The following is a 21,151-nucleotide window of genomic DNA, read 5'->3' as shown; positions in this document are numbered from 1 at the left end:
ACTTTGTTTAATGCATTTGAAGTTTTCTTTAGGAGAATTGCCCGCTGTTGTTTCCAAACTTATATCTGAAGCCGGTACTAAAAGAACAATAGCACTCCAGGGTTCAATGGGAGCAGGAAAAACCACTCTTGTTCATGCATTCTGTGACTCCCTTGGTGTAAGAGATGCGGTGGGTAGCCCCACTTTTTCCATCATTAATGAATATGGCACCACGGGTGGCCCGGTTTACCATATCGATTGCTACCGTCTTCGAGATGAGCAGGAGGCTATTGATGCAGGTGTTGAAGACTGCCTTTATAGCGGAAACTGGTGCTTTGTGGAATGGCCCGAGAAAATACCCCACCTTCTGCCAACGGATACAATGAGGATATTCCTGGAACAGCAGGAAGACGGTAGTCGGTTGCTAACGTTTTAATTTGTAATTTCCCATCCCTTTTAACCATTACATGGCCCAGCAGAAACCTTTTATCAGCCCATCTTTCAGTTATGAAACGCTGGAAGAAACACTTGATGTTAAGCCCCGAGGGGCCCAACTGCATATTGGTATTCCCAAGGAAATCGCCTTCCAGGAAAACCGCGTTGCCCTTACCCCGGATGCGGTGGGGGTACTTGTCAGCAATGGTCACCAGGTTGTAATTGAACACAATGCAGGCGATGCTGCGCATTATCGCGATAAGGATTATAGTGAAGCTGGGGCCAGGATTGTTTATGACAAAGCCGAAGTTTACAAGGCTCCCATCCTCGTCAAAAGTGCACCTGTTATTGAAGAAGATATTTGTCATCTTCAGCCTAATCATATCATCATTAGCCCTATGCATATCGGCTTGCTGAAAGCAGAGTTGTTGGAGAAGATGATGGAGAAACGTATTACCGCACTCTCTTTTGAAAATCTTAAAGATGAGAACGGAACATTCCCGATTGTCCGGAGTATGAGTGAGATTGCTGGAAGTGCTGTAATGCTGATAGCGGGACAGTACCTGGGATCTGCCAATCACGGTAAGGGTGTTTTATTGGGAGGTATAACCGGTATTCCACCTACAAAGGTCATAATTCTTGGTGCCGGAATCGTGGGAGAGTATGCTGCCCGGGCAGCTATGGCGCTTGGCGCATCAGTAAAAGTATTCGACAATAGTGTCTATCGCCTCAAGCAATTGCAGGATAATATAGGTCACAGGCTCTGGACTTCCGTACTGGAACCTAAGATACTGGCCAAACAATTAAAGACCTGCGAAGTAGCTGTTGGAACGCTGCGTAGCAATAGTGGAAGAGCTCCGGTGGTGGTAACAGAAGAAATGGTCAGCAATATGCGTCCTGGCAGTGTGATCATAGACGTTAGCATTGATAGTGGCGGATGTTTTGAAACTTCTGAGATTACCAGCCACGAGCAGCCGATCTTCATGAAGTATGGAGTAATTCATTATTGTGTTCCGAATATCCCTTCAGGTTTTGCCAGAACGGCCTCCCATGCCATCAGTAATGTGCTCATGCCGCTTTTACTTGAAGCCTCGGAAGAAGGGGGGATAGAAAACCTCATCTGGCATAAAGTTCATCTCAGAAGCGGAATATATCTTTTCAAAGGGGCTCTTACTCATTTCCATTTGAGCCAACGTTTCAACCTAAAGTATACTGATTTGAATTTATTGATTGCCAGCAGAAGATGAAGAGGGGTATCTTTTAGTACTCACTTTTTATAATCGCTGATCATTATTTCTTCCCCGCAAAAACCATATTCCTGTGGGTCATTGCTGCTAACTATTACCAGCCTGTCCTTACAATATTCTGAGATCAATTGCTGATAAAGCATGATACCACTTGCATCGAGATTGGTGCAGGGCTCATCAAGAAGCAAAACCGGTGTTTCTGAAAAGATTGCCTGGGCGAGTTTGATGCGTTGCTTCATGCCCGAGGAATAATACCTTATTTGTTTATGGGCCGCTTTTTCAAGTCCCACAATTTCCAACACAGATGATATAGAATGTGTGGGAAGGAGTGGTTTGAAGCCCTGGTGGAAATGCAAAAGTTCCGTTGCGGTCATTTCTTCTATGAGTTCGAGATATGGGGCTGCAATTGATAGGTGTAGATAGGCATTCTCGGCTTCTATGGCTTTTGCTGAAGAGCTATAGGTGACTGTTCCCGCAGAGGGAGCAACAGCACCGGCGATAACTTGTAATAATGTTGATTTTCCTGAACCATTTGGGCCGGTAATGGCGTAAGATCTGCCGGATTCAAAACGATGGCTGAGTCTCCGGAAGATCCATTCACGGTTGAACCGTTTACCTGCATCAGATAGAGATATCGTCATCACTGCTGCCTTTGGTGAAGCGCTTGATGATTCCACGGCCACTCTCCCGAACAAAGGTCACGATTTCATCCCGCTCATCTGTGGCGCTGAACTCTTCTTCGATATATTCCAGGGCCTGGGAGGTATTCATACCCTTATTATAAAGTATCCGGTATATATCAAGAATATGATTGATGCGGTCAATATTGAAGCCTCGGCGCTTAAGGCCTACTGAGTTTACTCCCGCATACGATAGGGGTGTGCGGGCGGCTTTTATATAGGGCGGAACATCTTTACTTACAAGTGATCCCCCGCTAACAAATGCATGTTGGCCAATGGAAACAAACTGGTGAACTGCGCTTACACCTCCAATAATTGCCCAATCGCCAACAGTTACATGACCTGCCATCTGCACATTATTGCTCATGATGACATTATTCCCAACCATACAATCATGTGCCAGATGGCTATAGGCCATTATAAGGCAATTCTTTCCCACAGACGTCTTGCCCCTGTCTTTGGTTCCCCGGTTGATAGTTACAAATTCCCGGATGGTGGTTCCATCACCGATCTCGATATTGGAATATTCACCTTCGAACTTAAGATCCTGGGGAGTGGCGGCTAATACAGCACCAGGAAAGATGCGGCAATTTTTGCCAATACGTGCCCCTTCCATGATTGTAACGTTGCTCCCAATCCAGGTGCCTTCCCCAATTTCAACGTCCTGGTGGATCACGGTAAAGGGATCTACCTTAACGTTAGTGGCGAGGCGTGCATTCGGATGTATATAAGTATGAGGATGAATCATATTAAAAAAAACGTCAGACTTTTAATCTGACGTGCAAAAATAGGGTAAATAAGGTATTTATCGCTTTTGGCTCCTTCCACTAATCCCTTTTGACGACCTGTGCTACCATATCGGCTTCAGCACAAAGCTTGTTGCCTACATATACAGTTCCCCGCATTTCACATATACCCCTGCGAATAGGAGCAGTGAGTTCCATCTTCAGCAGCATAGTATCACCAGGTACGATTTTCTGCTTGAATTTACAGTTGTCGATCTTAAGGAAATATGTATCATATTGCCCACCCGGCATAGAATTAATTGCCAGAATACCTCCGGTTTGGGCAAGTGCCTCACAGAGCAGAACACCCGGCATCACGGGGTTATTAGGAAAGTGACCCTGGAAAAAGGGCTCATTAAATGTTACATTTTTTACTCCCACTATTACCTTATCTGTTAACTCAATGATCTTATCTACCAGCAGGAAAGGATAACGGTGAGGGAGTGTCTGTTCTATTTGCTGTGCAGTGAAGATGGGCGGCTGGGTGCAGTCATAAACCGGAACATCTTTAAGATGACGGTTCTTCTTTATGTACTGTTTGATTTTACGGGCAAACTCTACATTGGTGCTGTGCCCGGGACGATTTGCAATGATGCGTGCCTTTACAGGATAACCTATCAAAGCAAGATCTCCCACTACATCAAGCAGTTTATGGCGTGCCGGTTCATTGGGAAAGCGAAGTGTCAGGTTATTGAGATAGCCTTCATGTTTTACCTCCATTTTATCGCGGCCAAACGATTTAGCCAGCCTTTGCATTTCCTGTTCGGTAACTGGTTTGTCAACCACAACAATCGCGTTGTTGATATCGCCACCTTTAATAAGGTTGTTATCCAGCAGCATTTCCAGTTCATGAAGAAATACAAAAGTGCGGCAGGGACTAATCTCCTTTACAAACTCACGCATATTCTTGAGGCCAGCATGCTGGGTTCCTAATACAGGTGAATTAAAATCGATGAGCGTGGTGATCTGGTAGTCCATGGAAGGCATAGCCACCATTTCCACCCTTTTCTGCTCATCATAAAAATATATATTCTCATCAATGCTGTACCAGGCTTTGGCGGCGGGTTGTTCCTGCACACCAACTTCCTGCAAGAGTTCCACGAATGGCTGGCTGCTACCATCCATGATGGGGGTTTCAGGACCGTTAATTTCGATCAGGCAGTTATCAACGCCCATACCTACCAATGCTGCCAGTACATGCTCTACGGTACTGACTCTTGTTCCATTGTCTTCGATTGTAGTTCCTCTTGAAGTGTCAGTAACAAGGTCACAATCCGCTTTAATAATTGGTTGTCCAGGAAGATCGATACGTTGGAACTGGAGCCCGAAGCCAGGTGCTGCGGGACGAAAAGTCATATCAACTTTTACACCGGTATGGAGGCCGGTTCCTGATATACTAATTTCTGCGCCTACTGTATGTTGTTTATCGGGATTGAAATTTGCTTGCATGCTGCTGATGTAGTTCTTATATAATTTATTGTTTCCAGCTCTTCTATATTGCTGTTCTTTCAGCTAAAAGCTGCTTTACCATTTGTTCCAGTTCCTTAAGTCTTTTCTCCATTTCGGGAAGATTACGGCTTAGTGCCTGGCTACGGAGGGCACTTGTATAATCATATGCAGGTGAACCGGTTACGGATGTATTAGGTTCCTTGATAGACTTACTTACTCCACTTTGTCCATTGATCTTGGAGCCATCGGCTATTGTGATATGTCCAACTATGCCTGCCTGCCCCCCTATCATAACGTTATTACCGATTTTTGTACTTCCGCTAACTCCAACCTGGGCGGCAATTACGGTATTGTTTCCCACTTCAACATTATGTGCAATCTGTAAAAGGTTATCCAGCTTCGCCCCTGATCGAATGATGGTGCTGCCGATGGTTGCCCGGTCGATGGTGGCATTGGCGCCGATCTCTACACGGTCTTCTATTACAACATTACCGATTTGTGGTACTTTTTTGAAACTGCCATCGGGCTGGGGAGCAAAACCAAAGCCGTCGCTACCAATTACAGTTCCCGCATGAATAGTAACCTGCTGGCCTATTTTACAATCGAAATATATTTTTACACCCGGATGAATAATACTGCGGTCCCCAATGCTTACATTATTTCCAATATATGTATTGGGATAGATTTTCGCCTGGTTGCCAATAATCACATTATCCCCGATATAGGCAAAGGCACCAATGAAAACGCCCTCTCCAATGGAAGCGGATGGGGATATATAGGAGGGTTCCTGCCTTCCTACCAACTGCATTGCCTTCATTTCCTGGTATTTGGAGAGAAGGGTGGCGAAAGCAGAATAGGCATCTGATACCCTTATAAGGGTGGCAGTTACCGGTTGGCGTAATTGAAGACTTTCATTCACGATAATGATGGAAGCCGATGTGCTATATAGATAGTCTTCGTATTTTGGATTGGCCAAAAACGAAAGTTGCCCTTCAGCTGCCTCTTCAATTTTACCGAAAGACCCAACCTGGGTGTCGGCATTTCCTTCAACTCTTCCATTGATCAGGACAGCGATCTGCGCGGCACTGAATTGCATATGATATTAATTTAATACGGCATGCTATCAAATAAACCGGATGCCGTTTCCGGATTAAGGAAACAAAAGTAATATTTTTTAACAGGGCGGGATAAATTGTGCTGAATGAGCGCATTATCTACCTGTGAAATATCCCTGACAGTACCATCTTTAAAAAGAATATTTATCCTTTCTTCAGAAGGGTCATAGGTTGTATTGCTTGCTTCCCCGCTAAATACAAGATAAGAAGCGTCCTCTACAGAAATTCCGGCATATGCAGCAATGGCATTGCGTTTCTCCTGTATCAACGAGTCTGAAACAGGATCGGCCTGTAGGCGGACCTTCAGCAATCTGCGGTCCACGATCATCCGGCATAGAGCTGCCAAAACTTTGTCGGGGTGGTTAGTCCAGCTTTTAATAGCCCCCATAACATCGAAATCATCCAATTGGCAAAAACGGTCTAGTTGTTCACTTAGGTCGGGGGGCGACTGCTTTTGAAGGAAAAAATCCAGCACATCTGAGGGAGCTGTTACAGCGGTACCATAATTGATGAGGTAGCGCGCACGACGGATAATATTTACCAGCATTTTCTCTGCGCATAGTACCGTCTTATGCAAGTAAACCTGCCAGTACATCAGCCGGCGTGATACCAGGAATTTCTCAATTGTATAAATAGCTTTTTCCTCTACTACCAACTCACCATCGTGTACTGCCAGCATCTTGAGGATCCGGTCATAGCCTATTACACCTTCAGAAACACCTGTAAAAAAACTGTCGCGGGTAAGGTAGTCCATACGGTCCACATCCAGCTGACCCGATATTAGCTGATGAAGAAATGGTTTATGGTAATTACCCCTGAAGATGCAGATGGCGAGTGAAAGGGCTCCATTCATTTCTTTGTTCAAAGCTTCCATGATAAGGACCGAAAGCTGCTCATGATGAATCCCTTCTATAAGCGTTTGTTCGAGTGCGTGAGAGTAGGGGCCATGACCCACATCATGAAGCAGAATTGCAATTTTGGCAGCAGTTTCTTCTTCAGCAGTTATCTCTACGCCCTTGCTGCGAAGCTCGGCAAGTGCATTTCCCATCAAATGATAAGCCCCAAGTGAATGATGAAGGCGGGTATGCACTGCTCCCGGGTATACGAGCTGGGCGAAAGCCATCTGTTGGATGCGCCTTAACCGCTGGTAATACCTGTGGCTGATGACCCTGAAAACAAGCGGGTCATTGATGGTAATGAAACCATACACGGGGTCATTCACAATTTTCCTGCCTGTCTGCATCACCTTCCATGTTTTGTTAAATTCGTTAAATAGTAGCCGGCAAAAGTACGAAGCCGCAACAGATAAATTACATTTGGATTCATGCCATTAGCAACTATACTCTGGGTCGACGACGAAATGGAAAGCCTTCAAAGCCAGAAGCTTTTCCTGGAAACAAAAGGTTATGTAGTGCATACCCTTACCAATGGCTTTGATGCCATTGATTTTGTAAAGGCCAATCCGGTTGACCTGGTCCTCATGGATGAAACCATGCCCGGGATGACAGGACTGGAAACATTGGCCCAGATCAAAGAGATCAGCCAGCAGATACCAGTGGTGCTCATCACCAAGAATGAAACGGAGAACCTTATGGATGATGCCATCGGTTCGCAAATAAGCGATTACCTGATCAAACCGGTGAATCCCAACCAGGTATTACTTAGTCTGAAAAAAATTCTTGATAATAAAAGGCTGGTTGCAGAGAAGACCACATTCGCCTACCAGCAGCAGTTCAGGAACCTTTTTATGGCACTCAATTCCAATCCTGATTATAATGACTGGATGGATATCTATAAAAAACTGGTTTATTGGGAACTGGAAATGGAGAAAAGCGATTCGCCTGAAATGCAGGAGGTTCTGCAAAGTCAGAAGCAGGAAGCTAATACAGAGTTCTGCAAATTCGTATCAAAGAATTATCTGAGCTGGGTAAATCCCAAATCCAGCGAGTCGCCCATTATGTCTAATACCGTTTTTCGTTTTAAAGTATTGCCGCATATAGAACCTGGCATACCTACATTCTTTGTGTTGATAGATAATCTTCGATTTGACCAATGGAAGGCCATCCAGCCAATTTTTTCCGAATATTTTCGCATTCTGGAAGAGGATTGTTTTTATAGTATACTACCAACTGCCACCCAGTATGCGCGTAATGCAATATTTGCGGGACTAATGCCCGTTGAAATAGAAAAACAATTTCCCCAGTTATGGCGGAATGATGAAGATGAAGGTGGGAAGAATTTACAGGAGGAGAGTTTTTTTCGTGCTCAGCTGAAACGTCTGAAAAGAGAGGATATTAAGTTCTCCTACATAAAGGTTGTTAATCACCAGGCAGGAAACGAACTGGTTAACAATATGCATAATCTCCTGAGTAATGACCTCAATATTATCGTTTACAATTTTGTTGACATGCTGAGCCATGCGCGTACGGAAATGGAAGTATTGAAAGAGCTGGCCAGTGATGAAATCAGTTATAGAAGCATTACCGCCAGCTGGTTTGAGCATTCGCCACTTTTCCAGGCACTCAGGAAAATTGCAGACAAAAAGTTCAATCTTATACTGGCCACAGACCATGGATCGGTACGGGTGAATACACCCCATAAAGTTTTGGGCGACAAGCAAACTACCACCAACCTGAGGTATAAACATGGGCGTAACCTCAATTATGAGGCGCGGGATGTGATGGCGATTCGGGATCCCCGTGAGGCGGGCCTACCGGTACCCACGGTAAATTCATCTTATATTTTTGCCAAAGAAGATGGTTATCTCTGTTATCCAAATAATTATAACCATTACGTTAATTATTATCGCAATACGTTTCAACATGGTGGAATCAGCCTGGAAGAAATGATCGTACCTGTCATTAAGATGTCAAGTAAGTAATAAGTGACAGTACATTATCTTTGATCATCATTTTGACCATGAAATATACGCAGGCAACAATCAATAAACTTGAGCAAATACTTGATGAAGCATCATATATTGTACGCTATGAAAGGGGAACCTTTCAAAGTGGTTATTGTATCCTGGAGCAAAAAAAAGTAGTGGTTTTGAACAAGTTTCTTCAGCTCGAAGGGAGGATCAACACAATGTTAGATATTATTCCACAACTCCGCATATCAAAGGAAGAGTTGAGTGCCGAAGCGAGGAAAACATATGAAGAGGTATTGGAACGAGCCCGTGTAGCTGCAGAAGAGGCAGGTAACAACCCAACTGACAATATTGAAAATCCCGCAGAACAATAATCAAATCAAACATTTTTGTCGCCACTTAAAATAACATTCCTTGGTACCGGTACCAGCAGCGGGGTGCCAATGATCGCATGTGAATGTGAGGTGTGCACATCTCTGGATAAGCGGGATAACAGGCTTCGTTCCAGCATACTTGTTCAATCGGCTACCACTACAATTGTAGTAGACTCTACTCCCGATTTCCGTTACCAGATGTTACGGGCAAAGGTTAAGCATCTTGATGCCATTATTTTTACACATCCCCATAAGGATCATATAGCGGGACTTGACGATGTTCGGGCCTATAATTTTTTTTCGCATAAACCCATGAATATTTATGCAAATGAAATGACGCAAATGGCTATCATTCGAGAGTTTCCTTATGCATTTGCGGAAAGCAAATATCCAGGTGTTCCTGACATTCAGATACATGCCATCGACCTTGAGCCTTTCAGCGTTGGTGATATTGATATAATTCCCATCCTGGTATGGCATATGCAAATGCCTGTACTAGGATTCAGGTTTGGAAATTTTACTTATATCACTGATGCCAATCGAATTGATTTGGCAGAACAGGAGAAAATTCAAGGAAGTAAATATATAGTTCTGAATGCTCTCCGGCATGAAAAACATATTTCCCATTTCACCCTTGGAGAAGCTGTAGCTATGGTGGAATCGCTTAAAGTTCCCATTGCTTATTTTACACATATCAGTCACCAATTAGGCCTGCATGCAGTAATTAACCAGGAACTTCCAGCCGGAATGCAACTTGCGTATGACGGATTAATGGTAGAGTGCTGATAATCTTTTTATATTAAGGAAATACCGTTAAATGACGGTTGACCGACCTCTTGAAATCCTCTAGATTGTGCTGATGAAGAGGTCTGAAATAAAGGAATTAATTATTGCATACTTTACTTTTTCTGCAAGGGAAAGAATCGGTGTATTAGTTTTGGTTTCACTGATATTGATACTTTTTATAGCTCCGGATTTTCTTCCCGAGCCAAAAACTTCGATAAGTATTGATGATAGTGCTGTGGTGGCATTGATTGACAGATGGAGGGTTGATACCGGAAGCAGTTTTGAGTACTCGTCTCCATCACCACAAAAAAAGCAAACCGGATTTTCATCAGGCGGGCCTATCGGTAACCGTGAGAATCATACAGGAAAATTATTTCTTTTTGATCCCAATACTGCAAGTCATGATGAATGGGTTGCCTTAGGTGTTCGCGACAAAACAGCTACCACTATCATCCGATACCGTGAGAAGGGAGGTCGATTTCGAAAACCAGAAGATATAAGCCGGATTTTTGGTCTTTCACCATCTCTTGCCATGCGGCTTCAACCGTTTGTAAGGATAAAAGCAGCGCTAGTTGATCAATACAATGAGTCAGCTTTTATAAAGTCAGGCAAGGTTCGGGGCAATAATAATATGCCGGTTCCATCTTCTGCTACCCTGAAGGTTGAAATTAATTCAGCCGATAGCTTGCAATGGTTAGCGCTTCCTGGCATTGGGCCGAAATTGACGAGCCGGATATTAAACTTCCGGCAAAGTTTAGGCGGTTTCAATTCTGTGCAACAGGTTGCAGAAGTATACGGACTGGCAGATTCAGTTTTCCGGATCATACAACCTCTGCTTGTAGCAGAGGAAGGGCAGGTAAAACAAATTTCTATCAACGGGGCGGCTAGAGCTGAACTGGCTGAACATCCATATATACGTCAGCAATTAGCAGGTGCCATTGTTCAATACCGGGAAGTGCATGGTCCTTTCAGGCAGCTTGAAGATCTCAGGAGGATACACCTTATAACGGAACAGCTGTTTGAGAAGATAAGACCATACCTGAAAATTCCCTAACTAACACTTGTTAGTGATCTAAAAAAGACCTTATATTGCATTTGCAAAGGGAATCCTTTGCGGGAAATCAGTAGAACAGAATATGAATTTTGAACAATCGGAGCTGACAGAACAAGTAGCACAAACGGCCAGAGAATTTGCAAAGCAACACATTTTACCACATGTGATGGAATGGGATGAAAGCCAGCATTTTCCGGCAGATGTTTTTAAGGAAATGGGCAAACTGGGACTTATGGGTGTACTAGTTCCCGAAGCATATGGTGGAGCTGGCTTGAGCTATTTTGAGTATGTCGCTATTATACAGGAGGTTGCAAAGGTATGTGGGTCGGTTGGCCTCAGTCTTGCTGCTCATAATTCATTATGTACAGGTCATATTCTTACTTTTGGAAATGAAGAGCAGAAGATAAAATATCTCCCCAAACTGGCTTCTGCAGAATGGTTAGGAGCCTGGGGATTAACAGAAGCAAATACTGGCAGTGATGCTGGCAATATGAAAACTACCGCCGTTCGTGACGGCGAAGATTGGCTACTTAACGGCACAAAGAATTGGATCACACATGGGAAAAGCGGTGATATAGCAGTGGTAATTGCGCGTACTGGTGAACCTCGTACTAAAGACAATGCCACTGCGTTCATCGTTGAGAAGGGCACACCGGGTTTCAGTGGTGGAAAAAAGGAGAATAAGCTGGGCATGCGTGCAAGTGAAACAGCTGAGATGGTGTTTGATAATTGCAGGATTCCAGATGCCAACCGCTTAGGAGAAATTGGTGCAGGGTTCAAGCAGTCAATGAAAGTACTTGATGGAGGTCGTATCTCCATTGCCGCCCTTTCATTAGGCATAGCAAAAGGTGCATTGGATGCGGCGCTCAAATATTCCAAAGAAAGACACCAGTTTGATCAGCCCATCTCTAATTTCCAGGGTATTTCATTTAAACTTGCCGATATGGCAACAGAGATCATGGCAGCCGAACTATTGACAAATCAGGCTGCTGATATGAAAGATAAAGGAATGAAAATGACCAAGGAAGCTGCAATGGCTAAATATTATGCCAGTGAGGTTGCTGTTCGTGCAGCCAATGAGGCAGTGCAGATTTTTGGGGGATATGGTTATACAAAGGATTTTCCAGTTGAAAAATTTTACCGCGACGCTAAACTATGTACCATCGGAGAAGGAACTTCTGAGATTCAGAAAATCGTAATTGCCCGTGAAGTACTACACTAATTGTCTCTTTCGTTTGCTTGCTATAAATGAAGCCGCACCATTCCTGGTGCGGCATTTTTTTATATAGACAACGATCAAATAAGTAAGTGAGTCCAGCCTATTCGTTTTCCTCTAAAAAAAATATGCTCTCTACAGGCTTTTTAAACACCCTTGCAATTTTTAATGCAAGCACTGTTGATGGCACATACTTGTTGGCTTCCATCGCGTTGATGGTTTGGCGGCTCACAGATACTTTTACAGCCAGTTCCTCCTGTGTTAACCCCAGCATAGCTCTTTCTACCTTGATATTATTTTTCATCGGCCAGGGCTTTAGATGTTCTGTAAATAAGATAGTTGAATCGTATTATGAAAAGTATCAGAATCGTGAACATGTTATATATCATAACATGCATGAAAGGCATTCCATAAACGAAAATAAAAGCTAGTATCAATAAGATATAATTGACAAGAACAGCCCACATCCAACTCGATAATCTGAGTTTCGCAATAAATTCATCTTCCTGTTTTTCCCTCGAAAATGCTACCAGCATACCACCTACTATAAAAACAGTACCTATGATGGTATTGCTGATATCAGTTGTTATAAAGGCAAATAACTGGTCTTTGGTAAACAATTCTTCATTCCAAATGGCAAAGACCCGGGCTGTCATCCATTTGGCGTCAAATCCAAGGGAAGCCAGAATTATACCGCATATGGTAGCTGGAATCAAAACGAACCATCCAAGAATCTTGTATTGGTTGGGAAGGAGTTTAGGGGTAAACATTGGAGTAATATTTAAAACAAAGTAAAGAATACTTTACAATATGTAAAGTATAATATACATTTTGTAACAAATATTTTACATTATTGACTATAAGAAACCCCGCTATGCGGGGTGCCTATATTTTTTGCGCGTTTCAATCCAGGAAGTCGTCGGCTTCCTTTTCGCGGGTATTATATTTGTCGAAAAGGCGGTCGATAGCTCCTCCAAAAATGGGGAACTTCTCTTTTGCGAAATTCTTTATTATCTCAACTGCCTTATAAGCTTGGTCTTCAGTTAGTCCCTCTGCTTTTAATTGTTCTATTAGCTCCTTCATAATTTTCTGTTTGAAATTATTGGCTATGCCACTTTCAAAAGGCTCATCTTACTTTTATCAAATTTCTTTTCCGCATATTCCAATGTAAGATGGAATTTTGTTTCCTTACTGGACGGGAGCTCAAACATTGCATCCGTAAGAATACTTTCGCAGATAGATCTTAATCCCCTTGCACCGAGCTTATACTCCATTGCTTTTGATACCATGAAATCAAGCACATCATTATCGATCTTTAATTCAATACCTTCTATCTCAAATAGTTTTTTGTATTGTTTTATCAATGCATTCTTAGGTTCTGTGAGTATCGAACGAAGCGTTTCTGTATCAAGCGGATTTAAATATGTTACAACTGGAAGTCGGCCGAGTAATTCTGGTATCAGTCCAAAATGTTTCAGATCCTGTGCGTTTACATACTGCAACAAATTCTTTTTTGCTGCCTCCTGTTGTTCCTTATTTACATTAAAACCAATAGCATTGGTGTTCACCCTACGTGCTATAAGTTTATCAACACCATCAAAAGCACCGCCACAGATAAACAGTATATTCTGGGTATTGATCTTTATAAGCTTTTGTTCAGGATGTTTACGCCCCCCCTGTGGTGGTACAAGAACATCAGTACCTTCCAGAAGTTTTAAAAGACCTTGCTGTACACCTTCTCCGCTTACATCACGGGTAATAGAAGGATTGTCGCCCTTACGTGCTATTTTATCGAGCTCGTCAATATAGACTATCCCTCTTTCAGCAGCAGTAACATCATAATTACATACCTGAAGAAGACGCGTCAGTATACTCTCTACATCTTCACCAACGTAACCTGCTTCTGTAAAAACGGTCGCGTCCACTATTGCAAAAGGAACATTCAGCAGTTTAGCAATGGTTTTTGCTAAAAGGGTTTTACCCGTGCCGGTTTCTCCTACCATTACAATATTGCTCTTCTCGATTTCAATATCTCCTTCAACCGCGGGTTTTTGTTGTAAACGCTTATAGTGATTATAAACTGCCACTGCAAGAACCTTCTTCGCATCATCCTGTCCTATTACATATTCATCAAGAAAACGTTTTAGTTCAATAGGCTTTTTAACGGTGAGTTTAAATCCTGTACCTGTAGTTTCATTACGGGTCAATAATTCCTGTTCGATGATCTCACGAGCGTGATCAACACAGTTCTCACAAATATGTCCATCCTGCCCGGCAATAAGGATTTTCACCTCATCACGGCTTCGGCCGCAGAAAGAACAATGTAAAGTATTTTTTGCCATACGCGCTGTTGCTAGAGTGCAAAGTTATCTATTCCATTAGATTGTAAAAGATTAAAAAACCGTTCCTTCAGTCGGAACGGTCTTTTACTATATTGTTTTACGGGTTTTACCGTATAATTTCTGTTAAAACAACTATACATTCTCCATAATACCATCAACAATGCCATAATCTATTGCTTCTTTGGCATCCATCCAGTAATCGCGATCGAAATCCTTCATAATCTGTGCCATTGTTTTACCGCAGTTTTCAGCGAGGATCTTTGCGCCTAATTCTTTGACTCTTCTTGTTTGTTTGGCCTGTATTTCCAGATCAGCACTTACTCCCTGCATATAACCACCAAGGCTGGGTTGATGAATCATGACCTCACCGTGGGGGTAAATGAACCTTCTGCCTTTCACGCCGCCACTCAGTAATATAGATCCCATGGATGCTGCCAGCCCCATACAAATTGTACTCACCGGGCTCTTCAGCATTTTCATAGTATCATATATGACCATGCCACTTGTTACCACGCCACCCGGACTATTGATATAAAACTTTATTTCATTGTTATTATCAGCATCCAGTAACAGCATTTTTGTAACTACCTCCCGGGCCGATTTGTCATCAACAGGGCCCCACAGATATACAGCACGCTGGTCAAAGAAATATTTCTCCAGACGCTTATTTAGCATCATGAGTTCATCTCGCTTATCATCCCTTTGTTTTTCTTCTTCTTCTTCCATTCGGAAGTGATTGTATTGGGCGTTATACATGATCAGGTTTGAAATTTGATTTTTAAGTTTTGATGTTCATGCATTTTATGCACTTCTCAATTCCAGGATGGATTAATTAGTCGCGGTGTTCTTTCCTTGGGTTTACCAACAGCACTTCATCAACAAGTCCATATTCTTTAGCTTCGGTGGAAGTTAGCCAGTAATCCCGATCACAATCCTTCTCCACTTGCTTCAGTGGTTTTCCTGTGTGATGGGCTATGATTTCATATAATTCTTTTTTCAGCTTTCGGATCTCATTAACCGTAATTTCAATATCCGAAGCCTGACCGCCAATAGCGCCGCTTGGCTGGTGCATCATCACTCTGCTATGTTTTAAGGCTGTCCGTTTACCTTTAGTTCCTGCACACATCAGTACTGCGCCCATTGAAGCCGCCATACCCGTGCAGATAGTTGCCACATCAGGTGTAATGTACTGTAGAGTATCATACATGCCGAGGCCGGCATATACACTTCCTCCCGGGCAATTTATATACATCTGGATATCCCTTGTGCGGTCAGTACTTTCAAGAAACAACAATTGTGCTGTAACGATATTTGCCACTTCATCATTAATTGGGTATCCCAGAAAAATGATTCGATCCATCATGAGCCTGCTATATACATCCATAACAGCAATATTCATTGGACGTTCCTCGATGATATTGGGAGTAAGATTAGTGACCTGGTGTTTCTGGTAATCGTGCAGTGTGAGGCTCGATATACCCCGATGCTTGACAGCGTATTTTTCAAATTCTGAACTCATAATTCCGGGTTATTTTGATAAAAATAAGGTACAACTGCGGTGCAAATACCTTTCCAATTGAAATTCATGACAAAAATGCCAGGAAAATATGACAAAAAAGGACTTGGTGGCAATGCAGGCAGTCGAAAGCCTGATAAATTCAACTAACCTAATGAAAATAGAGTGTCATTACTGACACTCTATTAATATTTAGAATAATATAAGAGATGGGGCTACCCCTTCATATTAGTGATGATGCTGGTGTTGAGCCTGCAGCTTCTGGAAATCTTCCAGTGTGATCGGTTTTTCATCTTTCTGCACTAGATTCTCCGCTACTGCAAAAAGTTTATCAGTTTGAATACGGTGGAAACTGTCATCAATGAACTTACGATCCTTCATCATGCGTTCAACATAATCGTTGACCCATGGTTGTTCAATATCTAATTGTCCCATATTCATATTCCCCATGTAGCTGAATAGTTGCGCCTTAGCAAATTCCCTGATATCTTCTGGTTTAACCTCGATATTATTTTCCTTTACCAATTGATCAACAATGAGGGTCCATTTAAGTGAACTGGAGAAAGATGGATATTCTTTTTCGGCCTCCTCTTCGGTTTTTGGTTTATCTCCGCCATTCTGCATCCAGCGTTTCAGGAATGATTCAGGGAAACTTATTTGTGTTTGATCGATCAGGTGATGGTAGATGGCATCGAAAAGCTGGTTTCTGCTTTGTGCATCAAACTGCAGCTGGATATCTTCTTTTAAAGCTGAGCGAAAAGCTGCTTCGTCAGTTATATCTTTTCCAGGGAAAACGCTTTTGAATAAATTTTCATCCATGGGTGCTTTTTCAACCAAACCAACTTTTGTGATCAGTAGGTTGAAATATTTGTCAGCAGCGGCAGGGTCATCTTTTGAAAGTCCCAGATCTCCAAGGATCCACTCTCTTTCTTTAGCATCAAAAGCCTGGCTTAACTGTACATTTACCTGATCATCTTTCTTCTTCCCAATCAGGCTGGGGCGGAAGCTTTCTGAGAAATATTTAACAAGAACCGAGTTCTCTTTAGTTGCTCCACCTTCCAAAACATTACCCTGTGAATCGGTTTCAGTGAAAGTAATATTCAATACATTATCATCACCGGTTACAGTTTCGGGTTCAGTCATATTGCCATTGCGCAACTGCAGGCGCTCGAGTTCCTCATTGACCATTTCGTCAGTAACAATAATCTTGTGGAAAGGTAGTTTTGCAGATGCCAGGTCGGCAACTTTGAAATCAGGCTTAAGACCCACTTCAAATGCAAATGCATATTCATTGGGATTGTTGAAATCCAGTTGACGGCTGTCATTTTCAGGCAGTGGTAATGGCTGGGCGAAAATCTCAAGCTTCTCATTCACCATAAAATCACTAAGCTGTTTTTCAACAGAGCGTAAAACCTCGTCAGTGAAAACGGACTGGCCATGCATCTTCCTGATCATTCCGGTGGGAACCATGCCCTTGCGGAAGCCAGGTATATTTGCTTGTTTGCTATAATTCTTCAGTGCTTTTTCGAAGGATGGCAGATAATCTTCTTTTGCCACTTTCACGGTGATCTTGTCATTCAAGAGACCAATATTTTCCCTCGTAACGGTTGCCATGCTATGCAATTTTTATTTGATACAATACGGCCAACGGTTATGCCGCTGCCTTTATTTTTGGGGGGCAAAGGTACGGATTTGTTTCAAGTTCCGGCAGGAAATTGGAAACCTCGAATGGAAAATCTGGAGGGCACTAAGCACGCTATTATCAATCCTTGTCTTGTAAAACCAATAGGGGGATATCAGAACGATAGGCCATTTCACGTGTATGACTTCCGCTTACAAGGCGCTCCCACCAGCTATGTTTATGGGCAACCATTACCAGCAGCTGGCTCGGGTGTTGTACAAGAAATGACTCCAATCCCGCCTCCACACTGCTGTGTTCAACTGTATGATACTGATGTGGAAGATGTTCCAGTATCGGTTCAAGCCGAACTTTTCCACTGATCTGTTCGGGCGACATGATCTCAGCCGGGCGCTGGATGTTAACTATATTCAATTGTGTACCTGGGTGGTTCTTTACAAGATCGGCCAACATATTCAGGCAACGCAGATTCATTGTGTAGCTGAAGTCAGTAGCATACACAACTGAGGTCCATCCTGTATAACCTGCTCCTTCCGGCACTACAAGAACTGGTATATGTGATTTCCTGATAACAGCTGCAGTTGTACTTCCTATAAGTTTATCAATGGCCTTGTTTTCTCCCCGCATTCCGATCACGACCAATTCGGCACCTGTTTCCTTCGCCTGGTAAACCACTTCGTCTGCGGGTAACCCGATATTAACCATCACTCTGGGAGTTAAACCGGTCTTTTCCTGGATGCTGCCGGCAAGCTCCCGGGCCATTCGCTCATTGTCTTTCTGGAGTTCTTCAACAGAAACCATTACATAAGGTACTTCACTTACGGGTGTGGGAAGCAGGTAGGCATGAAGAAGCGTTAACTCAGCTCCCAGTGTCTTTGCCAGATGTGCTGCATAGAGCGCCGCATCTTTTGCCGGGGCAGAAAAATCTGAAGCAACCAGGATAGATTTCATATTTGCAATTTTATATGATATGAAATTACATTATCCCACGGGATGTCAAAATGATAAACGTCAGTATATCAACTGATGCATTCCCGAATCAGATGTGGATGCGGTAAAAAATAAAACGGAAGCCAGGTCTGATCAGGGATGTCCTTCTCTTTGCTGTCTTCCGTTTCTAAGTGTGCGGGCGATAGGAATCGAACCTACATGCCTTGCGGCGCCAGATCCTAAGTCTGGTGCGTCTGCCAGTTTCGCCACGCCCGCTTTAATTCCCCATTCAAAACCTTTGGGGTTGCAAATGTAGGGGTTTTGATGAAAAAACTAAAAACACCTTCTTTTCTGTAAATTCGTATACTGCCTAAGACGATAACAGAAAAGAATGGAAACTGTAGCTGCGATCCCGAAATACAACCTTACCGATGACCAGGAAAAGAAACTTATCCTGCGGGAATACCGTGCTCTGCTGAGATGCCTGAAACCAAAACTCAAAACCAGGGATAAAGAACTGGTTCGTACAGCTTTCGCCATGTCGGCCGACGCACATAAAACCATGCGCAGGAAAAGCGGTGAGCCTTATATCCTTCACCCCCTGGCAGTAGCGCGGATTTGTGTGGAGGAGATCGGTTTGGGTGTCCGTTCTACCATTTGCGCTCTTTTACATGATACAGTTGAAGATACTGACATCACCCTCGATGATATTGAAAGAACATTTGGCCAGGAGATCGCTCGTATAGTTGATGGACTTACCAAAATTGCCAACGTAATTGATGTTAATGCCTCCCAACAGGCAGAGAATTTCAAGAAGATACTTCTAACCCTCACAGATGATCCACGTGTAATACTGATCAAACTCTCTGACCGCCTTCATAATATGCGGACCCTGGAGAGTATGAAAAGGGAGAAGCAACTCAAGATATCCTCGGAAACGGTTTATGTATATGCCCCCCTGGCACACCGCATGGGACTCTATAATATCAAGACCGAGATGGAAGACCTGGCCATGAAATACATGGAGCCGGACACCTATAAGGAAATTGCCAAAAAACTTGCAGAAACCAGAAGGGAACGTACCCGCTATATAAACGAGTTCATACGGCCTCTGAGAGAGAAAATGGAAAAATCGGGATTTGATTTTGAGATCCACGGCAGACCAAAAAGTATTCATTCTATCTGGAATAAGATGAAGAAAAAGGGAGTGAGCTTTGATGAGGTTTATGATCTCTTTGCCATTCGTGTGATCCTGAATTCGCCTCCGGAACGCGAAAAGGAGGAATGCTGGAAAGTGTATTCCATGGTAACAGATGAATATACTCCATCCCCTGAACGTCTTCGCGATTGGCTTTCCAATCCAAAAAGTAATGGATATGAAGCACTTCATACAACAGTGATGGGGCCCCAGGGGAAATGGGTGGAAGTTCAGATCAGGACTAAACGGATGAATGAGATCGCAGAAAAGGGTCTTGCCGCACATTGGAAATATAAAGAAGGTCAGGCCGATGAAAGCCGCTTCGAAAAATGGTTTCACCAGATAAGGGAAGTTCTGCAGTCGCCCGATAATGATTCTGTTGATTTTCTGCAGGATTTCAAAACTAGTTTCCTCGCAGAAGAGATTTATGTGTATACCCCCAAAGGGGATGTAAAAATGTTACCGGTAGGTTCTACTGCACTGGATTTTGCCTTTTCTATCCACTCGGCTGTTGGAGCTAAATGTATAGGTGCAAAAGTGAACCATAAGCTTGTGCCTTTAAGCCATAAGCTTCGCAGCGGAGACCAGATTGAGATCATCACTTCCAATAAACAAAAACCTTCTGAAGACTGGTTGAATTTTGTTGTTACGGCAAAGGCCCGCACCAAAATAAAAGATGCTCTCAAGGAGGAGAAACGCAAAATTGCTGAGGATGGAAAGTATTATGTGCAACGCAAAGTAGAAGGAATGGGAGCGGGTTATAACAGCCACAATATTGATATATTGGTAGACTTCTATAAACAACCATCCACGCTTGATTTCTTTTACCAGGTAGCAACTAAAACAATAGACCTCAAAGAGCTGAAAGATTTCCATGTTCTGGGCGATAAACTGGAAGCACCCAAACCACAACGCCCGGTAATGGAGTTGAAACCGGAGTACACCGGTGCATCGGAGTATGGGAAAAAGGATGCTGAACTTATAATATTTGGTGAGAGTAGTGATAAGATAATGTATCATCTTGCCAATTGCTGTAAGCCTATTCCGGGTGATGATGTATTTGGTTTTGTAACAACCGGTAAAGGCCTTACAATCCATCGGACCAATTGCCCTAATGCTTCCAAATTGCTGGCCAATTATGGCCACAGGGTGGTAAAGACAAAATGGGCTAAGAACAAAGAGATTTCTTTCCTCACCGGGCTTAATATTATCGGATTGGATGATGTAGGTGTTGTGAATAAGATCACTAACCTGATTTCAGGTGAGATGAAGATCAATATAAGTGCATTGTCTATTGAAGCAAAGGAAGGCATCTTCAGGGGCGCCATTAAAGTATTTGTTCATGACAAAGAAGAGCTGGATGAACTGGTTAAAAGGCTTAAAGCTCTTACCGGAATTCATACAGTAGACCGATTTGACGCCGAACTCCCGCTCAACTCATCAGGTACAAGCCATTAGTTTAAATAATAAAATATTTTGAAGCATCGAACTTACTGGTTTCGCTGCCTTTACATATATTTATTATTCAAAATCGCTT

Annotated in this window: 21 protein-coding genes and 1 tRNA gene; 8 read left to right on the top strand and 14 right to left on the bottom strand. The window is 42.9% G+C overall.

Annotated features, from left to right (window positions below; translation table 11 throughout):
• Positions 1-10 precede the first annotated feature (10 nt).
• Positions 11-415 carry a tRNA (adenosine(37)-N6)-threonylcarbamoyltransferase complex ATPase subunit type 1 TsaE gene (tsaE, locus tag V6M43_RS04215; RefSeq protein ID WP_332732783.1) on the top strand — a complete coding sequence of 135 codons (405 nt, stop codon included), beginning with the start codon at positions 11-13 and terminating at the stop codon, positions 413-415.
• A 31-nt stretch (positions 416-446) separates the two neighbouring features.
• Complete coding sequence (locus V6M43_RS04210; protein WP_039127173.1) at positions 447-1,661, top strand: alanine dehydrogenase; 1,215 nt, start codon at positions 447-449, stop codon at positions 1,659-1,661.
• 20 nt (positions 1,662-1,681) lie between these two features.
• Here V6M43_RS04210 and V6M43_RS04205 read toward each other — a convergent pair whose 3' ends face one another.
• The 5 genes from V6M43_RS04205 to V6M43_RS04185 form a co-directional block, all read right to left on the bottom strand.
• On the bottom strand, positions 1,682-2,302 hold the full coding sequence (locus V6M43_RS04205) for an ABC transporter ATP-binding protein (RefSeq protein WP_332732782.1): 621 nt from the start codon (positions 2,300-2,302) through the stop codon (positions 1,682-1,684).
• Positions 2,283-3,089, bottom strand: a complete 807-nt coding sequence (gene lpxA, locus V6M43_RS04200) for an acyl-ACP--UDP-N-acetylglucosamine O-acyltransferase (protein ID WP_039127179.1) — start codon at positions 3,087-3,089, stop codon at positions 2,283-2,285. The genes V6M43_RS04205 and lpxA overlap by 20 nt, the downstream gene beginning before the upstream one ends.
• Before the next feature lie 79 nt (positions 3,090-3,168).
• On the bottom strand, positions 3,169-4,575 hold the full coding sequence (locus tag V6M43_RS04195; protein WP_332732781.1) for a bifunctional UDP-3-O-[3-hydroxymyristoyl] N-acetylglucosamine deacetylase/3-hydroxyacyl-ACP dehydratase: 1,407 nt from the start codon (positions 4,573-4,575) through the stop codon (positions 3,169-3,171).
• A 43-nt stretch (positions 4,576-4,618) separates the two neighbouring features.
• A complete protein-coding gene (gene lpxD, locus V6M43_RS04190; RefSeq protein ID WP_332732780.1) occupies positions 4,619-5,671 on the bottom strand; it encodes a UDP-3-O-(3-hydroxymyristoyl)glucosamine N-acyltransferase in 1,053 nt (350 codons plus the stop codon).
• Positions 5,672-5,682: 11 nt separating this feature from the next.
• Positions 5,683-6,933, bottom strand: a complete 1,251-nt coding sequence (locus V6M43_RS04185; RefSeq protein WP_332734365.1) for an HD domain-containing protein — start codon at positions 6,931-6,933, stop codon at positions 5,683-5,685.
• An 81-nt stretch (positions 6,934-7,014) separates the two neighbouring features.
• Between V6M43_RS04185 and V6M43_RS04180 the strand changes: the two genes are divergently transcribed.
• The 5 genes from V6M43_RS04180 (at position 7,015) to V6M43_RS04160 (ending at position 11,995) form a co-directional block, all read left to right on the top strand.
• Entirely contained in the window at positions 7,015-8,571 is a 1,557-nt protein-coding gene (locus tag V6M43_RS04180; RefSeq protein ID WP_332732779.1) for a T9SS response regulator signal transducer PorX, read from the top strand.
• Between the two features lie 38 nt (positions 8,572-8,609).
• Entirely contained in the window at positions 8,610-8,933 is a 324-nt protein-coding gene (locus V6M43_RS04175; protein WP_332732778.1) for a hypothetical protein, read from the top strand.
• A 15-nt stretch (positions 8,934-8,948) separates the two neighbouring features.
• On the top strand, positions 8,949-9,719 hold the full coding sequence (locus tag V6M43_RS04170) for an MBL fold metallo-hydrolase (RefSeq protein ID WP_332732777.1): 771 nt from the start codon (positions 8,949-8,951) through the stop codon (positions 9,717-9,719).
• Positions 9,720-9,792: 73 nt separating this feature from the next.
• A complete protein-coding gene (locus V6M43_RS04165) occupies positions 9,793-10,773 on the top strand; it encodes a ComEA family DNA-binding protein (RefSeq protein ID WP_332732776.1) in 981 nt (326 codons plus the stop codon).
• 82 nt (positions 10,774-10,855) lie between these two features.
• Positions 10,856-11,995, top strand: coding sequence for an acyl-CoA dehydrogenase family protein (locus V6M43_RS04160; protein WP_332732775.1), 1,140 nt, complete (start codon positions 10,856-10,858; stop codon positions 11,993-11,995).
• A 97-nt stretch (positions 11,996-12,092) separates the two neighbouring features.
• Here V6M43_RS04160 and V6M43_RS04155 read toward each other — a convergent pair whose 3' ends face one another.
• From V6M43_RS04155 to V6M43_RS04115, 9 genes are all read right to left on the bottom strand, one after another.
• The gene (locus V6M43_RS04155; protein ID WP_332732774.1) at positions 12,093-12,293 is read right to left on the bottom strand and encodes a helix-turn-helix transcriptional regulator; all 201 of its coding nucleotides are present in this window, start codon (positions 12,291-12,293) and stop codon (positions 12,093-12,095) included.
• A complete protein-coding gene (locus V6M43_RS04150; RefSeq protein WP_332732773.1) occupies positions 12,283-12,759 on the bottom strand; it encodes a hypothetical protein in 477 nt (158 codons plus the stop codon). The genes V6M43_RS04155 and V6M43_RS04150 overlap by 11 nt, the downstream gene beginning before the upstream one ends.
• 133 nt (positions 12,760-12,892) lie before the next feature.
• On the bottom strand, positions 12,893-13,072 hold the full coding sequence (locus V6M43_RS04145) for a hypothetical protein (RefSeq protein WP_332732772.1): 180 nt from the start codon (positions 13,070-13,072) through the stop codon (positions 12,893-12,895).
• Positions 13,073-13,095: 23 nt separating this feature from the next.
• The gene (gene clpX, locus V6M43_RS04140; RefSeq protein ID WP_039127206.1) at positions 13,096-14,331 is read right to left on the bottom strand and encodes an ATP-dependent Clp protease ATP-binding subunit ClpX; all 1,236 of its coding nucleotides are present in this window, start codon (positions 14,329-14,331) and stop codon (positions 13,096-13,098) included.
• A gap of 132 nt (positions 14,332-14,463) precedes the next feature.
• Entirely contained in the window at positions 14,464-15,087 is a 624-nt protein-coding gene (locus V6M43_RS04135) for a ClpP family protease (protein ID WP_332732771.1), read from the bottom strand.
• 76 nt (positions 15,088-15,163) lie between these two features.
• Positions 15,164-15,850, bottom strand: a complete 687-nt coding sequence (locus V6M43_RS04130; RefSeq protein WP_332732770.1) for a ClpP family protease — start codon at positions 15,848-15,850, stop codon at positions 15,164-15,166.
• 225 nt (positions 15,851-16,075) lie between these two features.
• Positions 16,076-17,461 (bottom strand): trigger factor, encoded by a 1,386-nt coding sequence (tig, locus tag V6M43_RS04125; RefSeq protein WP_332732769.1) that lies wholly within the window; start codon positions 17,459-17,461, stop codon positions 16,076-16,078.
• A gap of 148 nt (positions 17,462-17,609) precedes the next feature.
• Positions 17,610-18,437 carry a universal stress protein gene (locus V6M43_RS04120; RefSeq protein ID WP_332732768.1) on the bottom strand — a complete coding sequence of 276 codons (828 nt, stop codon included), beginning with the start codon at positions 18,435-18,437 and terminating at the stop codon, positions 17,610-17,612.
• Positions 18,438-18,610: 173 nt separating this feature from the next.
• Positions 18,611-18,692 (bottom strand) — tRNA-Leu (locus tag V6M43_RS04115).
• 115 nt (positions 18,693-18,807) lie between these two features.
• Between V6M43_RS04115 and V6M43_RS04110 the strand changes: the two genes are divergently transcribed.
• Entirely contained in the window at positions 18,808-21,072 is a 2,265-nt protein-coding gene (locus tag V6M43_RS04110; RefSeq protein ID WP_332732767.1) for a RelA/SpoT family protein, read from the top strand.
• Positions 21,073-21,151 lie beyond the last annotated feature (79 nt).

The organism is Flavihumibacter sp., from assembly GCF_036676075.1.
Lineage (GTDB): Bacteria > Bacteroidota > Bacteroidia > Chitinophagales > Chitinophagaceae > Flavihumibacter.
This window is presented reverse-complemented; position numbering and strand designations above follow the sequence as displayed.